Origin of the sequence: Brevibacillus sp. M2.1A (genome assembly GCF_013284355.2) — a bacterium.
GTDB lineage: Bacteria > Bacillota > Bacilli > Brevibacillales > Brevibacillaceae > Brevibacillus.
In genome coordinates this window covers 1,615,381-1,630,698 of sequence record NZ_JABSUY020000001.1, presented here as the reverse complement: position 1 = coordinate 1,630,698, position 15,318 = coordinate 1,615,381, and the positions used below count along the sequence as shown (strand labels likewise).

At 39.6% G+C, this 15,318-nt stretch carries 19 protein-coding genes, 1 pseudogene and 1 other annotated feature; of the genes and pseudogenes, 6 read left to right on the top strand and 14 right to left on the bottom strand.

Going from position 1 to position 15,318, the window contains the following annotated elements; genetic code table 11:
- Positions 1-33 precede the first annotated feature (33 nt).
- Positions 34-293 (bottom strand) — a binding site (T-box leader).
- A gap of 152 nt (positions 294-445) precedes the next feature.
- Positions 446-787, bottom strand: coding sequence for a hypothetical protein (locus HP567_RS07965; protein ID WP_048031397.1), 342 nt, complete (start codon positions 785-787; stop codon positions 446-448).
- Between the two features lie 169 nt (positions 788-956).
- Between HP567_RS07965 and rlmD the strand changes: the two genes are divergently transcribed.
- Positions 957-2,339: a 23S rRNA (uracil(1939)-C(5))-methyltransferase RlmD gene (rlmD, locus tag HP567_RS07960; RefSeq protein ID WP_173611372.1), complete on the top strand. Its 1,383-nt coding sequence runs from the start codon at positions 957-959 to the stop codon at positions 2,337-2,339.
- A gap of 395 nt (positions 2,340-2,734) precedes the next feature.
- The gene (locus HP567_RS07955) at positions 2,735-3,823 is read left to right on the top strand and encodes a hypothetical protein (protein WP_173611371.1); all 1,089 of its coding nucleotides are present in this window, start codon (positions 2,735-2,737) and stop codon (positions 3,821-3,823) included.
- 137 nt (positions 3,824-3,960) lie between these two features.
- Here HP567_RS07955 and HP567_RS07950 read toward each other — a convergent pair whose 3' ends face one another.
- The 6 genes from HP567_RS07950 to HP567_RS07925 all read right to left on the bottom strand — a co-directional run bounded on the left by HP567_RS07950 (position 3,961) and on the right by HP567_RS07925 (position 7,592).
- On the bottom strand, positions 3,961-4,221 hold the full coding sequence (locus tag HP567_RS07950) for a hypothetical protein (protein ID WP_173611370.1): 261 nt from the start codon (positions 4,219-4,221) through the stop codon (positions 3,961-3,963).
- A 56-nt stretch (positions 4,222-4,277) separates the two neighbouring features.
- Positions 4,278-4,679, bottom strand: a complete 402-nt coding sequence (locus HP567_RS07945) for a hypothetical protein (protein ID WP_173611369.1) — start codon at positions 4,677-4,679, stop codon at positions 4,278-4,280.
- A gap of 201 nt (positions 4,680-4,880) precedes the next feature.
- Positions 4,881-5,156, bottom strand: coding sequence for a hypothetical protein (locus HP567_RS07940; protein ID WP_173611368.1), 276 nt, complete (start codon positions 5,154-5,156; stop codon positions 4,881-4,883).
- A complete protein-coding gene (locus tag HP567_RS07935; RefSeq protein WP_173611367.1) occupies positions 5,146-6,288 on the bottom strand; it encodes a site-specific integrase in 1,143 nt (380 codons plus the stop codon). The genes HP567_RS07940 and HP567_RS07935 overlap by 11 nt, the downstream gene beginning before the upstream one ends.
- Before the next feature lie 12 nt (positions 6,289-6,300).
- Positions 6,301-6,498 carry a helix-turn-helix domain-containing protein gene (locus HP567_RS07930; protein WP_173611366.1) on the bottom strand — a complete coding sequence of 66 codons (198 nt, stop codon included), beginning with the start codon at positions 6,496-6,498 and terminating at the stop codon, positions 6,301-6,303.
- A 26-nt stretch (positions 6,499-6,524) separates the two neighbouring features.
- Positions 6,525-7,592 (bottom strand): replication initiation factor, encoded by a 1,068-nt coding sequence (locus HP567_RS07925; RefSeq protein ID WP_173611365.1) that lies wholly within the window; start codon positions 7,590-7,592, stop codon positions 6,525-6,527.
- A gap of 58 nt (positions 7,593-7,650) precedes the next feature.
- Here HP567_RS07925 and HP567_RS07920 point away from each other — a divergent pair, with 58 nt between their 5' ends.
- Positions 7,651-7,899, top strand: a complete 249-nt coding sequence (locus HP567_RS07920; RefSeq protein ID WP_173611364.1) for a hypothetical protein — start codon at positions 7,651-7,653, stop codon at positions 7,897-7,899.
- A 231-nt stretch (positions 7,900-8,130) separates the two neighbouring features.
- Entirely contained in the window at positions 8,131-8,916 is a 786-nt protein-coding gene (locus HP567_RS07915) for a LexA family transcriptional regulator (protein ID WP_173611363.1), read from the top strand.
- Positions 8,917-9,860: 944 nt separating this feature from the next.
- Here HP567_RS07915 and HP567_RS07910 read toward each other — a convergent pair.
- The 3 genes from HP567_RS07910 to HP567_RS07900 form a co-directional block, all read right to left on the bottom strand.
- Positions 9,861-10,121 (bottom strand): hypothetical protein, encoded by a 261-nt coding sequence (locus HP567_RS07910; RefSeq protein WP_173611362.1) that lies wholly within the window; start codon positions 10,119-10,121, stop codon positions 9,861-9,863.
- Positions 10,122-10,371: 250 nt separating this feature from the next.
- Positions 10,372-10,782 carry a YjdF family protein gene (locus HP567_RS07905; RefSeq protein ID WP_173611361.1) on the bottom strand — a complete coding sequence of 137 codons (411 nt, stop codon included), beginning with the start codon at positions 10,780-10,782 and terminating at the stop codon, positions 10,372-10,374.
- Positions 10,783-11,125: 343 nt separating this feature from the next.
- A complete protein-coding gene (locus HP567_RS07900) occupies positions 11,126-11,656 on the bottom strand; it encodes a GNAT family N-acetyltransferase (protein WP_173611360.1) in 531 nt (176 codons plus the stop codon).
- A 12-nt stretch (positions 11,657-11,668) separates the two neighbouring features.
- Here HP567_RS07900 and HP567_RS07895 point away from each other — a divergent pair.
- A pseudogene (locus HP567_RS07895) lies at positions 11,669-11,944 on the top strand (hypothetical protein); the annotation flags it as partial.
- Between the two features lie 56 nt (positions 11,945-12,000).
- Entirely contained in the window at positions 12,001-12,570 is a 570-nt protein-coding gene (locus HP567_RS07890; protein WP_173611359.1) for an SF0329 family protein, read from the top strand.
- Positions 12,571-12,677: 107 nt separating this feature from the next.
- On the opposite strand, the gene HP567_RS07885 is transcribed toward HP567_RS07890, so the two are convergent.
- The 4 genes from HP567_RS07885 to HP567_RS07870 form a co-directional block, all read right to left on the bottom strand.
- On the bottom strand, positions 12,678-13,259 hold the full coding sequence (locus tag HP567_RS07885) for a type 1 glutamine amidotransferase family protein (RefSeq protein ID WP_173611358.1): 582 nt from the start codon (positions 13,257-13,259) through the stop codon (positions 12,678-12,680).
- Positions 13,260-13,365: 106 nt separating this feature from the next.
- The gene (locus HP567_RS07880) at positions 13,366-13,698 is read right to left on the bottom strand and encodes an AzlD domain-containing protein (protein WP_173611357.1); all 333 of its coding nucleotides are present in this window, start codon (positions 13,696-13,698) and stop codon (positions 13,366-13,368) included.
- Positions 13,689-14,423: an AzlC family ABC transporter permease gene (locus HP567_RS07875; protein ID WP_173611356.1), complete on the bottom strand. Its 735-nt coding sequence runs from the start codon at positions 14,421-14,423 to the stop codon at positions 13,689-13,691. The genes HP567_RS07880 and HP567_RS07875 overlap by 10 nt, the downstream gene beginning before the upstream one ends.
- Positions 14,424-14,505: 82 nt before the next feature.
- Positions 14,506-15,315, bottom strand: a complete 810-nt coding sequence (locus HP567_RS07870; RefSeq protein ID WP_012684714.1) for a TrmB family transcriptional regulator — start codon at positions 15,313-15,315, stop codon at positions 14,506-14,508.
- Positions 15,316-15,318 lie beyond the last annotated feature (3 nt).

The window sequence follows — 15,318 nt, the reverse complement described above, 5'->3', positions numbered from 1 at the left end:
CCCAAACCAGCTACGCACAATTTGCGTACGGCTGGCTGAGGCGAGGGCATCGCGGTACCACTCAGCTTCTCTGTCTTCCTCACGAAAAACAGACTTTGGCAGTTCACTATGAAACTCCCGTCCGATAACGAGGACGAATTCGTTGTCCTATACTCACTGGCTAAACAAGCTGATTTTCCAGGACAATGCTCCAAGGTGATTTTCAAAACAGGCTGGCGGCCATTCTTTCAGCACGGGGAACGGCTCTCTGCACACTGCTTACTGTTTCTACTCTTCCTTTTCAACGCTCATAGATACGAACTATTCGAATTAGTTAAACATTCTACGCCGAAACCCACAAGTTGTCAATCTTCTTGTTAATTAGCAGGAAAGCAATGACAAAAAAACGGGTTCCCTTTCGAGCTACTGCACTCAAAACGGGACCCGTTTTTCTCTTCAATACATCCTATACTGCTTCGTAAATTGCTTCGTAACGCTTGCCGATTTCTTCATCAGTCAAACCAGCTTCGCGCAGACGGCCAATCAGTGCATTCGCCCAAATCTCAGTGCGTTGCGCCATTTTCGCGTATTTTTTCGCTTCTTTCACTTTGCGCTTGGAGCGATCTTCACCGTTTGACTTGAGGTTGTCGAGGATGAACAGCATGTGCATGGTATCTTCCTCGTTCAGCGTTTGCCAGCTATCATTTAGAAACGCAGTTACCTTTTTGTAGTAGCCATCAAACTCGTCAAAAGAAATCTCAGTATCCATGTTGAGATATTCTTTCATTTTTTCAAATAGATCTTGCATCTAGCGTCACAACTCCCTCATTATTCTCCGCACTATTATAACAAAAACAACGCTGGACAGGAAGTTGCCATTATCTTACTGGCACCCGTGAAGCTCTCGCATACATGCAACGTCTTCCGTAATGCTCTATAATAGGGAAATACTGAATTGCTTGAGGAGAACGGAACAGATGACAACGCATAAAAAAGAACAAGACGCCAGCATCCGTGTCGGCCAGCAAATGACGCTCACGATCAAGAGTTTGGGCATTAATGGCGAAGGGATCGGCTATTTTAAAAGAAAAATCGTCTTCGTAGAGGGTGCCCTCCCTGGCGAGGTCGTCCATGCAGAGGTGACCGAGGCAAGAGAAAAATACGCGACCGCGCGTCTTTTGCGAGTTGTTGAAAAATCAGCATCTCGCACGAATCCCCCCTGTCCGGTCTATGCGGAGTGTGGCGGATGCAGCTTGCAGCACATGGATTATGCCGCACAGCTCGCGAGCAAGCAGGAAATCGTCATCGAATCACTGCGCAAGTACGCTCGACTGAATCAACCACCCGTCGCCCCTACGATTGGTATGGATAACCCGTGGTCGTATCGAAATAAAGCGCAGTTTCAGGTGGGCAAGGAAAAAGGCAAGCTCATCGCTGGACTGTATCAAACAGGGAGCCACAAGCTCGTCAACCTGGAAGGCTGTCAGGTGCAGCATGAAGCAACAACAAAAATTGTCCAAACAGCGAAGCAAATCATCGAGGAGCTCGGGATTCCGATCTACGACGAGAAAAAACGGACGGGCGTCATCCGCACAATCGTAGCTCGCGTCGCTTTTGCTACGGGCGAAACGCAATTAACGCTTGTTACGGCTACCCCAGAAATTCCACGAGTGAATGAGCTGCTTTTGGAACTCCGCACGAGACTGCCTGAACTGGTAGGAATCGCGCAAAACGTAAATACGCAAAAAACATCGCTCGTTTTTGGTGACAAGACCGTATCGTTGTGGGGCAAAGCTTCCATTGCTGAAAAGCTGGGTGAACTGTCCTTCGACTTGTCGGCTCGTGCCTTCTTCCAATTGAATCCCGAGCAGACGCAAAAGCTGTACAATCAAGTGAAAACAGCTGCTGGACTGACCGGAAAAGAGCTCGTACTCGATTTGTACTGTGGTACAGGGACGATTGGCTTATGGCTCGCTCCTTATGCCCGCGAGGTACGCGGGATCGAACTGATTCCTGAGGCTGTCGAGGATGCCAATCGCAATGCAGAGCGTAACCAAGCATCGAATGCCAGCTTTCACGTGGGGCGTGCCGAGGTCTTGATGCCAAAATGGGCCAAGCAAGGGACTCGCCCAGATGTCGTCGTAGTCGACCCGCCGCGGACTGGGCTGGATGATGCGCTGATTCGTTCCTTGTTGGATGTGCAGCCGAAGAAGATTGTGTATGTGTCTTGTAATCCTTCTACATTGGCGAAGGATGTTGGGAAGCTGATGCAGCGGTATGAGTTGAAGAGTGTGCAGCCGGTGGATATGTTCCCGCATACGGCGCATGTGGAGAGTGTGACGTTGCTTCAACTTAAATGAGTAGAGAAAACCCTTGTCATATCAAGGGTTTTTCATATTTTATAAGCTCATTATAAAGTCGAAGATACCGCCACGACCACATATTGACCACATAAGTCTCGTATCAAACCTCTTTAGCAAATATCAATAGTCATTACCCAGTGATAAACTGAATAGTGAGTGGTCAATTTATTTGATCTTAGTCTCATAGGTTAGATAATGGTATATTTTCGAAGGAAAAAACCCCAGTTCTTTAAGAGGTGGGGTTTTAAAAAACGTGTAAAAATCCAATCAAAGATAGTTATTTGGCTGTCGATTTTTAGATATCTTTGTTATTTTCTGTAATCAACAGCGATGTTCTGCTAGAATAAAAGTGAATAATTAGGAGATATTTCCTACTTGGGGAGTGAGAACGAATGAACGTTGGTAAATTCCACTATGTAATTTACACCGTTGAGACAGAAATAAGAAAGAATAATCTCTTAGCGCTACTCGACCAATTCAGATCATCATTTTCAACATATCTATCACAACGTAGTACCGAATCAAATGAAGAATTCAAGAGTTCGCTAGAAAATTTTAAGACAGCTACAGATTCATGCCCTAGTAATAATTTTACTGTTTCTGAACAGAACATATTGCAGCAATTAAAACTGAATGAGATGCATGGTTCAGAACTTACTGGTAAGGGGCTGTACAACAAAGTTCTGAATGCACTAACGATTAATAATGTGACACTAGCCGATGCTCTGCAACAGATAAATGAAGTGTACAACAATCTTTCAACATTCTACTCAACAATTAAGCGTATTGATGATTCTTTTACAGAACTCCAGATCGAGTTTGACGATATGGAAAGAAATGAATGTGAGATCGGATATTTAATACCGAGAGACATAACAGATAATACCATGAAAGGTCTTATTCATGAGTTTAAAAGTATCGACGATTTTTTAACCACAATAAAAGAGATTGTTTCGGAAGAAGCTAGCAGTACCAAAATTCGAACCATAAGCAATAGTGAATTTCAAGTCTTCTTAGAATCAACTCCAGCCGTTATTGGGGCAGTTATGCTTTCAGTAGAGAGAGTTGTAGCATTAATTCGAAACATCATTGAAACGAAAAAACTTTACGAAGAAATGAAAAGTAAATCAATCCCAGCCGAAATTACAGACCCATTGAAAGCATATATTGATGCCTCAGTATCTGAAGGAATAAACAAGTTGGCTGATCAACTTGTAACTGAAAATTATAAGAAGGGAGATGCAGGTAGGGCAAATGAACTGCAAGTTTTGCTGAAAAGACATTTACTTTATCTTGCTGATCGCATAGACAAAGGAGCGACTGTTGAAGTTAGAACACATGTAGAGACTGAGGGAGAGCAATCAGAAGAGCAACAACAACTTACGTTGCAAGTGGAAAATTTCAGGAAATTGATTTCTGAAAGCTCTACCTCACCAAAGAATAGTCTTTTGTTAGTTGCATCAGAAGATGAAAAAAATTGAGCGATAGTCATTATAACCCCCACGAACCTAGCGTGGGGGTTTGTTTCGCAGAATTAAAATTCCACGCCACTATAGTGTAATCACTACAACTTTTTACACTAAATCACTATTTTTGAATCCAGTGAAGGGTTACATACTTATAGATTTTTAGTACCTATCCCTTGTGGTGGATCAAACTCCGTATCAAAGATCGTGACAGGACGGATTCGGGCTATTTCCTCATGTCCTAGGAATGTTAACTTACCGATTCTTGTACGGCGAATCCAGATACCATCAAATGCTTGCTTGGCCAACGACATAGGTAATCCATAGCGCTCCTTATAAAAATGAGCATTGGGTTCTGTTTCAACTCCGATTAGTCTATAGCCTTGAACTGTTTCATATACTTTTTCTTGCATTCCTTAATCCCCTTTCAACTTAGTAGTTCTATTCGAAATCGCACGCCCTATCTTTTTTAAAGTTCTTCCTGGTCAATTAGCCCTTCTTTTTCTGCCTCTAACATTACTTGCGAATTTATTGAATACTGAATAAATTTTTGGACAACCTCGATGTTTCTTTTTTCATCGAATGGTTCATTCAAAGCTATTACGCTTCCGATCGTATCCAGTATTGATAGCATATATTTATCGAATAGTTCGTAATCTCCATCTGCATCATGTTTTAAATCTATTGAACTTATCAAATGTTTTATAGCTGCTAACCTAAGATCCGATCTCCAATAGTTCTCTCTTTCCCCCTGTATAATCAACGAAAGCGTCAAACCATTCTCATTACCCGATCCAGTTATATCAAAAGGTTTGTTAATGTCAAAGCCCATTTCAGTTATCATAGAAACAAAGTTTGATTTATTCTTCATTGTCTACCCTCCTATAATTATGGAACACATATAATTTATCAGTCACAGCCCACGGCGTCGCTTAACGCCGCCATGGGCTTGGCCCTGTATTCCCCGAGAGCAAATACAAGGTACCCTTAATCTGTCCTGCTCAAATATCAGAACTCCAAGCATTAGAATACTCCCTACAGCAGCATTAACCTACTAGACACTATTACCTCATCATTCGTAATCTCTATACTCCCATTCTGCATCATCTAAATCGAGTTGTTCCAAAATCTTATTCCTTTCATCAAAAAAATTAACGTCCTTATACCAATAGTCCTGATATTTCATAATAACTGCCTTAGCTCTACGATGTACTTCAACATCACTAACAGAAGTTAAATCCGTTCCTGACATAAGTTCGAGATATGCAAAGATAAGAAACTCCGTGTAACCTTCAAAACCCACATCATCCATAGTTTCTAAAAAGATTGCTTGCTCTCTAGTCATCATTTGATCTTCCCTCCAATTTCAATGCTGTTTCAAACTTCCTTGCTGCCTCTTTTTGCATATCACTTGTCACATGACTATACACATTCATCGTCATGGCTGCGTTTGAATGTCCCAAACGTTCTGAAACAATCTTTACATGCTCCCCGAGCTTCAAGAGAATTGTTGCGTGAGTATGCCTGGTATCATGGAAACGGATTTTTGGTACACTCGCCTTCTGTATCATTCTCCTGAAATGTCCTGTCAAACTTCTCGGATTAATTGGTTGACCAATTTCATTTGCAGCTATCAAGTCGTAATTTTCGTATACACTTCCCATTTCTCTTTTGTGTAGCTCCTGTTCTAAACGATAAGACTTTAATACCTCGACCACACTGTCAGGTATCGACACCAATCGGTTTGAACGGCTCGTTTTAGGCTCTAAGAAATGAAATTGCTGGTTAGAGTAATACAACGTGTGACAGACGCTAATTTTCCCCTGATTAAGATCGCAATCCTTCCAACGTAGTGATAATATCTCTCCCCTTCTAAGCCCTGTATACAAAGCTAATAGATACACAATGTAGTAGGTCTGGTTTTCCTCTTTAGCAACTTCTAAAAAACGGACTGCTTCGTTAATTGACCACGTCCTTTGTTCTTTACGTCCGATCCTAGGTGGAACAGCAAGTGCGACTACATTTTTTGTAATGTTCTGTAATCTGACTTGATACGTAAAAAAACTCTTTAATATGGAATGGAGATACCGAATATATTCAGGAGACAGTCCTTCTTTTACCAACGTCAAATAGAAAGATTGAATTTGATCTACTTGAACGTCTTTTAGTTTCAAATTACCCAAAGCAGGGATTATTCGTTTCAGTATTGCCTTAGAGTAATTCTCATAGGTTGAGATACGCAAGGTTGACTGTAAAATAGTCTGTAGCCAAGCTTCCATAGCTTCCTGTATCGTCTTTTTACTCGGTTCCAGATAATCTCCCTTGGTTAGTTGCGTGATCAATTCAGCACACGCTTGTTCAGCCTCTCTCTTGGTTTTGAAACCGCCTTTCGTCTTCTGATTTCTTGAACCGTCCCCCTTTCTTCCAATGTCCACTGTAAAAGACCAAAGACTGCCGCGCTTACGAAAGTATCCCTTCATGTTTAACTCCCTCTAGATGTACTGCTCGTTTAACCACTTGAACAACGCTTCTCTAGTTACACGTTTGCACCGCCCAATGCGAATCAGTGGAAAATTCGAAAGCTCCATTATGTTGTATGCCACTCTTTTGGAAACACCGATGATTTCAGCGATGTGACTCGCTGTTAATACCAAGGGATAATCCTCTATTCTAGTGACCTTAATAGTCATTGATTTTTCCTCCAAATCTGTATATGCTAATCATTGAATAAGAATTTTTTTCTTCTACGCTCTTTCTCTTCTTGGAAAGACGTATTTTTTTTGTCTAAACCAATCTCAGTCCATGTTTGAAATAATCGAGTAGTCTCCTCAATAGAATCGTGATTCCCTATCGCTGCTATAGAGAGTAGTATCCCTCTCCCTTGATCTAATAACTGTTTCAAACTGCCTTGTTTCACAAGCTCTCTAGTTAAAGGTGAAGCTTCGTAGTCCATACCAGCTTTTTGAATTACATTCCATTTCCTCTTAATTTTCCAACGGGAAACGTTGTCTCGTGATGGTTGCCTTATTGTAAACCATTCATGTGTGAGATAGGCCCACAAGCCCTCCTCCTTTTCCAGCAAATCTTCTATAGTGTTGATTGAAAACTCTTTTAACACTTCACGGCGCAATTGAAACTCTACTCTCCAGACATCTTTATCTTCATTCCATCCATGTTCTCTCCAGATTTGTTTGAACCAGTCTTTCCCTGATTTTTGAATCTCCATCGTTTTATTGTAGATCCTCGCTAGTAACGGACCACCAATACCAACTCGGAAGCCGCTAAACCTTCTTCCATTCGTGTGCTCCCCACTAACAAAGCAATCTTCCTTTTTTCTCGCTCTAGTTATCACACCTTTGGTATCAATTTGTTTAAACACTACCGAATCACTATCGGCGCATATATCTACACGTGAGACTTGATTACGATAGTAGGAGTCTGTCAATGTTTCAAACCATCCTACAAAGTTTTTATAAGCACCAGCCAAACCGAATGACCATATGTAGCCTGATAAAAAATGAACAAAAACAGGAGAATTCGTTTTCAATTCCTTATCGGCGAAAAAAATGATAAAGTCATCACATGACAATCTGTAGGGATAGAATCGTTTACCAGTACGATGAACAGTCAATGCAACGTTGTTCAACAATATTGTCTTTTCTACCCCTGTCTCTTGTGCTTCATCCTTAAACTTTTTAAAAATGTCTAAATGCGGTCTGAGACTAGATTCGTAGTTTTCAACATTTAAACCAAATTCAAGAGTATCAAAACCTTTTAATATCAAGCTTTCTACCACCTTTTCATTGTAATTTGAGAGGCGCATGTTATAGGGGTTGCGCCCTATGCGAGTGGCTAACGCCTCAGTCTTGACATGGAGCCTCTACGAGTGTGCAGGACAAGGCTTAGCGGTCAAGCCAAGTGCGGGCTTGTCCGCTAAACCAGCCTGGCACATCTCGCATCTCCACCTCAAGACCGAAGCCACCATTCCGCTTCGCTCCATGATGGTATCGGCTGCGCTACCTCGTTTCTTGCCGGGCTTGCGCAATCTTTGCAAGAATCTTTTTTTCAAACTGAATTTGAATGGCTCTTGATTTCGCTAACATTTGTAGATAGTTCTCAATCTCACTGTAGAAAGTATCTGGATAAGAATTAGACTTGTTCTGTATACCAACCACCCCGTTTTTATAATATAAATTCAAGTGATGAGTTTTTATTACAACAAAAAGGTATAACAAACCAAGGTTACTGTCAATACTTTTATGTAATTACCATTCATGATGTGAGTTTTTATAACAAAATATCTAAATTAGAAGGTGTTCTTTATGAGTTATAGTGAAATGCTTAGTAAAATGATCGAGGAAAGTGGCTTAACGTTGAAAGTGATTGCGGAAAAATGCAATGAATTCGGTGTGAAAATTGACCAGTCATATATTAGTAAACTAAAAACCGGAAAATTACCTCCAGCTTCGGATGAAGTTAATGAAGCAATTGCAAAGGTTTGTGATTTTACAATGGTTGAGGAGCTTTTATACGAGGCTTATTTGGAGAAAGCACCAGATTATATTCGTACTTTTATCAAAAACCTGGTAAAAACAACTAAGGAAATAATAGTTACCAGCTATAGAAATAAGGTTAGCGAAAAAGAGTATGCAATGTTAGAAGTGTATTATAATCGGTTATCGGACTTAAAGTTTTCAAAGCACCTTAGTCAACACACCTATAATTCAGGTTTGAACATAGGGTTACCAAACGAAGTTGGGCTTAGTGAAGAACATGAAGATGATAGCTTTGCTCCTAACGAATATATCCTAGAAATGGAAGATGATTCGATGGAGCCAACGATTCCTAAGGGTTCTATTATTCGGTGTGACAAAAGTACTCATATCAAACCAGGAGATATTGTCGTTGCCGTGTCTAGATATGACAAATCGGAGGGCTTTATTAAAAGGTATTATCCAATGGACTACGAGCCTGGGTTTGACCCTGGGATTGATCAGGAAATAATTTTTACTAGTGATAATCCTAATTACAAACCCATTATAGAAAACATTACTGACATTGAAATTGTTAGTAAAGTTATTTCAATCACCTCTACCACAAATCTATAGTTATAGAGGGAACATTCATCTGTTCCGAAAGTACATTTGTAGATGTATTGTGTAGTATGTAGTATTATACAATTACAACATACTACAGGATTCAAGACGTTAAGAGGCGCGGGGCAAAGCCCTCGCGCCATCTTGTGCGTTACTCCATTTCAATACGTAAGGCATCCCTAAAATTGCCTGTTCCGATTAACTATCATCTCAAATCCACTCTAATATTAGATGTTTCAACAGGATGACATTGACCACATTTTTGACCACACACTTGCATTATTCAACGTGATCATTGATAAGCTGAGATAAGTTGCTGATGCAATTAGCTGCACTATAGAGCACCATAATAAAACATGTTCATCTAAAGTTACACCCATCCCGAAACGGCGCATGTGGAGTCAGTGACGCTCTTGACGTTGAAATAGGTGTTAAAGAAAAGGCTAAATTCCCTTGATGCAATGGGAGTTTAGCCTTTCTCATTTGAAATAGTAGGTTTCTTTTTTGTCGCTTTTCGGAGGTCTTGGAAATAATTTGGCGAAATAAGGTATTTTGAACTACTTAGCTACAAAATAGTTTCGTTTTCGCGAAATTAAAAAAGATAAAAAGGCTGAAATATTATTACGTAGCTATTAAACACTTCAAATAAACAATAGAAATTTAATAAAGTGTTATGGGAATTGAAAAAGAAAACTATGTGGGATAAAACAACTATACTAGCGCTAAGACTTTATGATAATGCCATTGACTTTATAAATAAGAGTATGGAGGTGTAATGCTCTCCGTTGTCAAGACACGATTTTTTGAGGAATAAGTTATGTCCTCCTTTTCGTAGTCCTAGTGTTTAAGATGCGATTTTTCGATAGTATGGGCGTAAAATTGATCGGGTTTTGCTTCATTTAGAGATTGATGAGGGCGCTCCTGGTTATAAAATTGGACATAACGAACTATCTCTCTTAACTCTTAACGAACTTTATCATCAATACACCATCTTGCAGTTCGGCAGAATAACAATTTTCGTTTAAATTTTCAGTTGAATATTGATATTCGAGAATTGCATCTGCCATTTCTTGAGTGAATCTCCCCTTAAAATACGGTATATTTAGCTTCGTTCCAACTTGAAAATCTTCATCACAACAATTAGTATCAATGTGTTCTATTATCGTTTTAACTGGATCGCTTAAATCAGCCCATTTTAAATTACATTGATTATTCACCACTTTCTTCCTCCTTAAAATTATCTTTTCATTACATCAGAAGTTAAGTCATAGGAGGCGCCCCCCTACTTTGAGACAGTCTACAGAAGCACAAGGTAAGGACAATTACAGGAGTCGTTTGCCCCTGCATATCAAAATTCTCCTTTCTATCAAGCTTTATAAACAGGGTTTTTTATATAAAAAAGAAGTGGGGCTACACCACTAAAAAAGATGGTGATAGCCCACGTACTTGCATAAAAAACTATCCAAATTATTTACCACGATGCTTAGCTTTAGCTTTTTGAAGTCTTAATTCTCTTTTTCGTTCCTTCATTTCGTCTCTTTGCTGACGAGTGTATACTTTTTTCTCTATTTTTCTCTTCTCATACTCCAATTTCAAAGCCTCTTGAGCATAAGAAGAGATTCCTTTCATGCTTAGCTCGCGAGCCACTTGTCTGGCTAAACGCTTTGGATTAACCCTTCGGTCACAAGAGGTATTAATATCCACCTCTTGTGATAATTTGTTTGTGACTTCATGAATATTTTTCTGGATGAACTCCAGAATTTCATTATCCTTTGGTTCAGAACCAAATAAATATCTGCCTGCTTTTAACTTACCGAAATCATTTTCCTCTACAACACCTACCCAAAATTGACCATCATAGTAGACAGTCAGCTTCATAAATATTCCCCCTCAAAAAGTATTACGGGTAACGATGGACATCCCGAGGGGGGAAGGTTACTGACATGAACAAAATTATGACCATGCGTTCGGACTACCAACCGAACCGTGTTTTTTCGTTCCCGTTGCAATATTACTGGCTCATATTGTATCATTCATTCCCTGAAACTTCCACGAAAACGCCGCCCTAATACACGACTTAATATCGCCTTCATTCGTTAAAACCTTTCCTTTATTTTGGCAGGAAGGTATTTTTCTATCATTCACCATTTCTTAGATGTTTTGGAAACTGAAGATCATATATTACATTTCAGAATCCTACTTCACCTATTCTTCCTTTAAGTTAGTATGGAAAGGTATCTTCTATTATTGTTTTGGTATTGTTCTCCCAGTCTTCTCGTATCATTGCATACCCAACAGAATCGAATAATTGTTCGCCTTGTCTCCATGATCTACGGTTATAAGATTCTTTTACAAATCCGCTATGAAAGAACGTTTTTCTCATCGCAAAATTATCATATCTGGTATGACCTTCGATTCTAATAATATGAGTGTACTTATTGAATACATATGTACTTAACCAATTAAGGACATCCTTTGCTATTCCTTTGCCTCTAAACTTTTCTTTCAATCGCAAATCGAATAAACATATGGGATCTTCTAAATCAAACACTCTTATTAAACCAATTTTTGTATGATTATCCATGATCCAAAATGTTTGGTTCCCGTTTTCGTTATAATTTCCGTTGGCTACCTTTTCTCTTATAGACTCCTCAGTAGGATTCTCCTGTCCATGAAAACTCCATGTTTCTGATGTTAAAAATTCTACTAATTCATCAACCATTTTGTTTTCAAACTCTAAATATATGTACATCGTTCTCCCCCTTTGAAACATGATTCAAATAGTCCAAGTCCGATTTATAAAGACATCCAAGCATATAATCCTTACACAAATAAAGATAATTTATCAAGTTATGATATGATAGCAAAGTATTTTCATTTCAAAAAGCTTGTCGATACAATTAGAGCTGATAGCATAGACACATAGAAAGACAACATAAACTTTCAAGTGAGCAACGAGGTTTGTGGTGGTATGTTACTTTGTGCTACATACGGAACAATCTATGCCAATAATAAGCTAGAAGTTACGCATAATTGTTAATAAAAGAGTAACTGCCGCAAATACCGGTAGAGGACCTTGAGAACATAGGAGGATACATGTCCTGGAGCAAAGTGAAGAAACAACTGGAGAGCTTTCTCTGTCCTGCGCTAAATGGAAGGGTCGAATACCGTGCAACCGGTTACCGTTATTTACCTGATAAATCCGGAATTTGTTATATTTCCGTAGATAAAAAGAACGTACTTACTATGAGTGATATAACTGGCTCAATCCGATGGTATCAGACGGAGCAGGAAATTAAGAATGATTCAGATATCCAAATTCCTATCACCAATGAAGAAATGGAAGCAGTCAGAAATGAAACCAAGGGGAACGTTCCGGAGGATCGTCTAAAAGTCATTGCAAGAAATAGAAAAATATCCGAATATGCAAAGGAGCTTTTGTCAGCACAGGCAACATTAAGTAAATCAAATTTTATCGTTGTGGCTAATCAGTTTTTATCTATTTCTATAGAGGAAAGCATAGAGAGCAATGATATCCTATTGAATATTCTAGCCTTGGTGGACAGAAGAGTTGGGAAAAAGAGGATTTTGAATATGGCCGAGAAGATGAAGTTAAAGCATCCAATTGTGCAGTATTTCTATGAATTACGGCTTAGTACATTATGAAAAATAAATATGTCAGGAAATTCGTTGTCATTATTAAACCGAAGACCCTTTTCGATTCAGGTCTTCGGCTTTTCATTTGATGGGGGCATATCGTGTCTACCAAACCGCTAGGAGGGAAAGTAGCCCTTTTTAAATATTTCGTACCATTGATTCAATTCCTCGCCTTCCAAAACACCCAATCTCTCCAAAATATGCCTTGAAAACTCCAATGCACCGCTTCCATTCGCAGTGATGAGATTCTCGTCCCGGATTGACTGACCCTCTACATAATGTTGATCTCCTCTGTAGTTGGGAGCTCCTTCCTTCAAATAAGGTAACGTATTGCCTGTATGTTTATGATTGTCCAAAAATCCGTGATTCCCCAAAAAAGTCGTAGCATCACAGATGGCTGCGACAGGAATATTCTTGCTCACACAATAATCAACCACTACTTTTGCTATCTGATTCTTTTCTTCTCTCCATCCCGTTCCGCCAGGTATGATTAACATGGCGATGTCCTCAATCGGGTTAAATGCGTTTACGCTATAATCTGGAAGGACCGTTAAACCACCCATCGAAACTTTAGGTTCCTGATCAATGGCGATGGTCTTTACACGATATCCTGTTCCTGGCTTGTTCAACTCTGAACTGACGTAACTTGCCTCCCAATCAGCAAAACCATCCGTAATAAAAATGAGCACTTCCTTCAAAGTGATTCCCTCCCTGTAACTTCATGTACAAATGAATTGTAAAACAACTTCACTGACAGTTATGGTCAGGAAAGAAAACGGAAATCACATGAACATTTTGAAGCGATCAAGCTGGAAACAAAAAACGTAAAACCATCACGGCAATAATGCCTGCGAGTACAGTTACCAATAAGCTACGTGTTTTTATCGCAATGAAAAAGGTTGGTATGGCTGCTAGAAGTTCGACATTGTTTGTAGAAAAAGAAATATTTTCACCATGTTTAAATACCTCTTGCGCTACTAGAGCAGCCATAACAGATATGGGGACATAGCTTAACCACCGTGTTGCCCAATCTGGCAATTGAAAACGACTCAATACCATAAGAGGAAGGACTCTTGGGATGAATGTAACAATTGCTGTTCCTACAATCATCAAAAAAACATCCAATCTTACTTCCATTTTTCCATCACCATCCCTATCGTTGAAGCAAAAATTGTAGCAACAATAACTCCCATACTGCTAGACAATACCGAACTGGCTCCCACAGCAATAACAACTGCGATTATCGCGACAACCACATCACGTCTGATTTTCTTTCGACTTAACATCGAAAGTACCAGAAGTCCAATAAACATCGCTGTCAAAGCAAAATCCAAACCTAATGTTTCGGGATTTGAAATCCATTGTCCCAAGAATGCTCCCGCTATATTGGCTACGCACCAGTTTAGATAAGCAGTTACATTTAGACCGTGCATCCATTTTTCACTAATGTAATTCTTTTTTGCAGCTTCGTTGATCGCAACTCCAAACGACTCGTCGGTAAGTAGAGACCCTACTAGCATGTTTCTAAGCGGAGAAAGATGCCGAAAATATGGTGCCAGGGCTGCACTAAGTAAAAGATGCCGAAGATTAACAAAGAAAATGGTAATAATAATGGTGGTAATCGAACTGCTTGCTGCCATCATTCCGGCAGCGATAAATTGGGCTGAGCCAGCATAAAGAATTAAACACATCAGGGCTATTTCAGTTATACTCAGACCCGCTGTCCTTTCGATCACACCAGCAGCGAATCCAATACTTAAATAACCGAGTAGCGTAGGGACACAATCCTTTACACCTTGGCGAAAAGTATCGTTATCTCTTGAATCTGCCACTGTTTCGATTTGGTCATTTGCCAGTCCCATTTTATCCCTCCTTAGTCTTATTTACATTCAGGGAGTTATTGTGATAACTACTATGAAAAAGTGAAAGAAAATACGGTTCAAATTACTTGAACCGTTTTCCTGTAACCACGTGGAACAGGTCAGGATGGTTAATCCAGACAGCTTCGGCTTTCTCGGGTCCAACTTCCTTAACTAATTGCGCAAACATAATGTCGTGCCTGATGTACTCCACTGCTACTAATACAAGTGCTGGGTCTTGTGTTTTTATAGCCCAAGCAGCGGTATTTGGAGCGAAATTTGCTATTAATACTTCTTCATTGTCCCTGGAGACAATGGTTAAACGACCACTCATACGTTCCTCTGCTACTTTCGGAGACATGTAATCATGATGAGTGGTTGCCCCTAACTCGGTATCGGGTGCTCCAAACAACATAGAAAATACAGGAACACCTTCTTTTACCCGCTTATCTACGTCCTGTTTAATAAAAGAAATCTGTGGTTGCCAAATCGATAACCATAGTTCTTCTCGGGCTTTGTTTATCATATCGACCATTTCTGTGATAACCAGTTCATCAGTACTAATGCGTCGAACCACGTCTACTTGCTGTTCACTTTCTAAGGCAGATAGATTTTTTTCAAGATAATCAAATGATTGCTCGAAGGAATTGCGCAATCGCGTGATTAATTCTTTAGCGGGCAAAGGAGAGTAGGTCAGAGGTTCAGATGGTACCGTATAAACTGCTCCTTTATCTAACAATTTGCCCAATACTTCATAAATCATGGAACGCGGTACACCCGATCTTTTACTAATCTCATATCCAGTTATAGGAGACTGCTTCAAGAGTCCGATATAAGCTTTGCATTCATATTGTGAAAATCCCAATTTCTGAAGTTCTTTATAGATTTCATCCAAAGA

Excerpts from the sequence above, each read along its gene's own strand:
- HP567_RS07940 (WP_173611368.1), bottom strand. The coding sequence starts at position 5,156 with ATGATGACTAGAGAGCAAGCAATCTTTTTAGAAACTATGGATGATGTG.
- HP567_RS07900 (WP_173611360.1), bottom strand. The coding sequence starts at position 11,656 with ATGTACATATATTTAGAGTTTGAAAACAAAATGGTTGATGAATTAGTA.
- HP567_RS07945 (WP_173611369.1), bottom strand. The coding sequence starts at position 4,679 with ATGAAGAATAAATCAAACTTTGTTTCTATGATAACTGAAATGGGCTTT.
- HP567_RS07915 (WP_173611363.1), top strand. The coding sequence starts at position 8,131 with ATGAGTTATAGTGAAATGCTTAGTAAAATGATCGAGGAAAGTGGCTTA.
- HP567_RS07890 (WP_173611359.1), top strand. The coding sequence starts at position 12,001 with ATGTCCTGGAGCAAAGTGAAGAAACAACTGGAGAGCTTTCTCTGTCCT.
- rlmD (WP_173611372.1), top strand. The coding sequence starts at position 957 with ATGACAACGCATAAAAAAGAACAAGACGCCAGCATCCGTGTCGGCCAG.
- HP567_RS07965 (WP_048031397.1), bottom strand. The coding sequence starts at position 787 with ATGCAAGATCTATTTGAAAAAATGAAAGAATATCTCAACATGGATACT.
- HP567_RS07920 (WP_173611364.1), top strand. The coding sequence starts at position 7,651 with ATGCGAGTGGCTAACGCCTCAGTCTTGACATGGAGCCTCTACGAGTGT.
- HP567_RS07935 (WP_173611367.1), bottom strand. The coding sequence starts at position 6,288 with ATGAAGGGATACTTTCGTAAGCGCGGCAGTCTTTGGTCTTTTACAGTG.
- HP567_RS07930 (WP_173611366.1), bottom strand. The coding sequence starts at position 6,498 with ATGACTATTAAGGTCACTAGAATAGAGGATTATCCCTTGGTATTAACA.
- HP567_RS07905 (WP_173611361.1), bottom strand. The coding sequence starts at position 10,782 with ATGAAGCTGACTGTCTACTATGATGGTCAATTTTGGGTAGGTGTTGTA.
- HP567_RS07880 (WP_173611357.1), bottom strand. The coding sequence starts at position 13,698 with ATGGAAGTAAGATTGGATGTTTTTTTGATGATTGTAGGAACAGCAATT.
- HP567_RS07950 (WP_173611370.1), bottom strand. The coding sequence starts at position 4,221 with ATGCAAGAAAAAGTATATGAAACAGTTCAAGGCTATAGACTAATCGGA.
- HP567_RS07955 (WP_173611371.1), top strand. The coding sequence starts at position 2,735 with ATGAACGTTGGTAAATTCCACTATGTAATTTACACCGTTGAGACAGAA.
- HP567_RS07875 (WP_173611356.1), bottom strand. The coding sequence starts at position 14,423 with ATGGGACTGGCAAATGACCAAATCGAAACAGTGGCAGATTCAAGAGAT.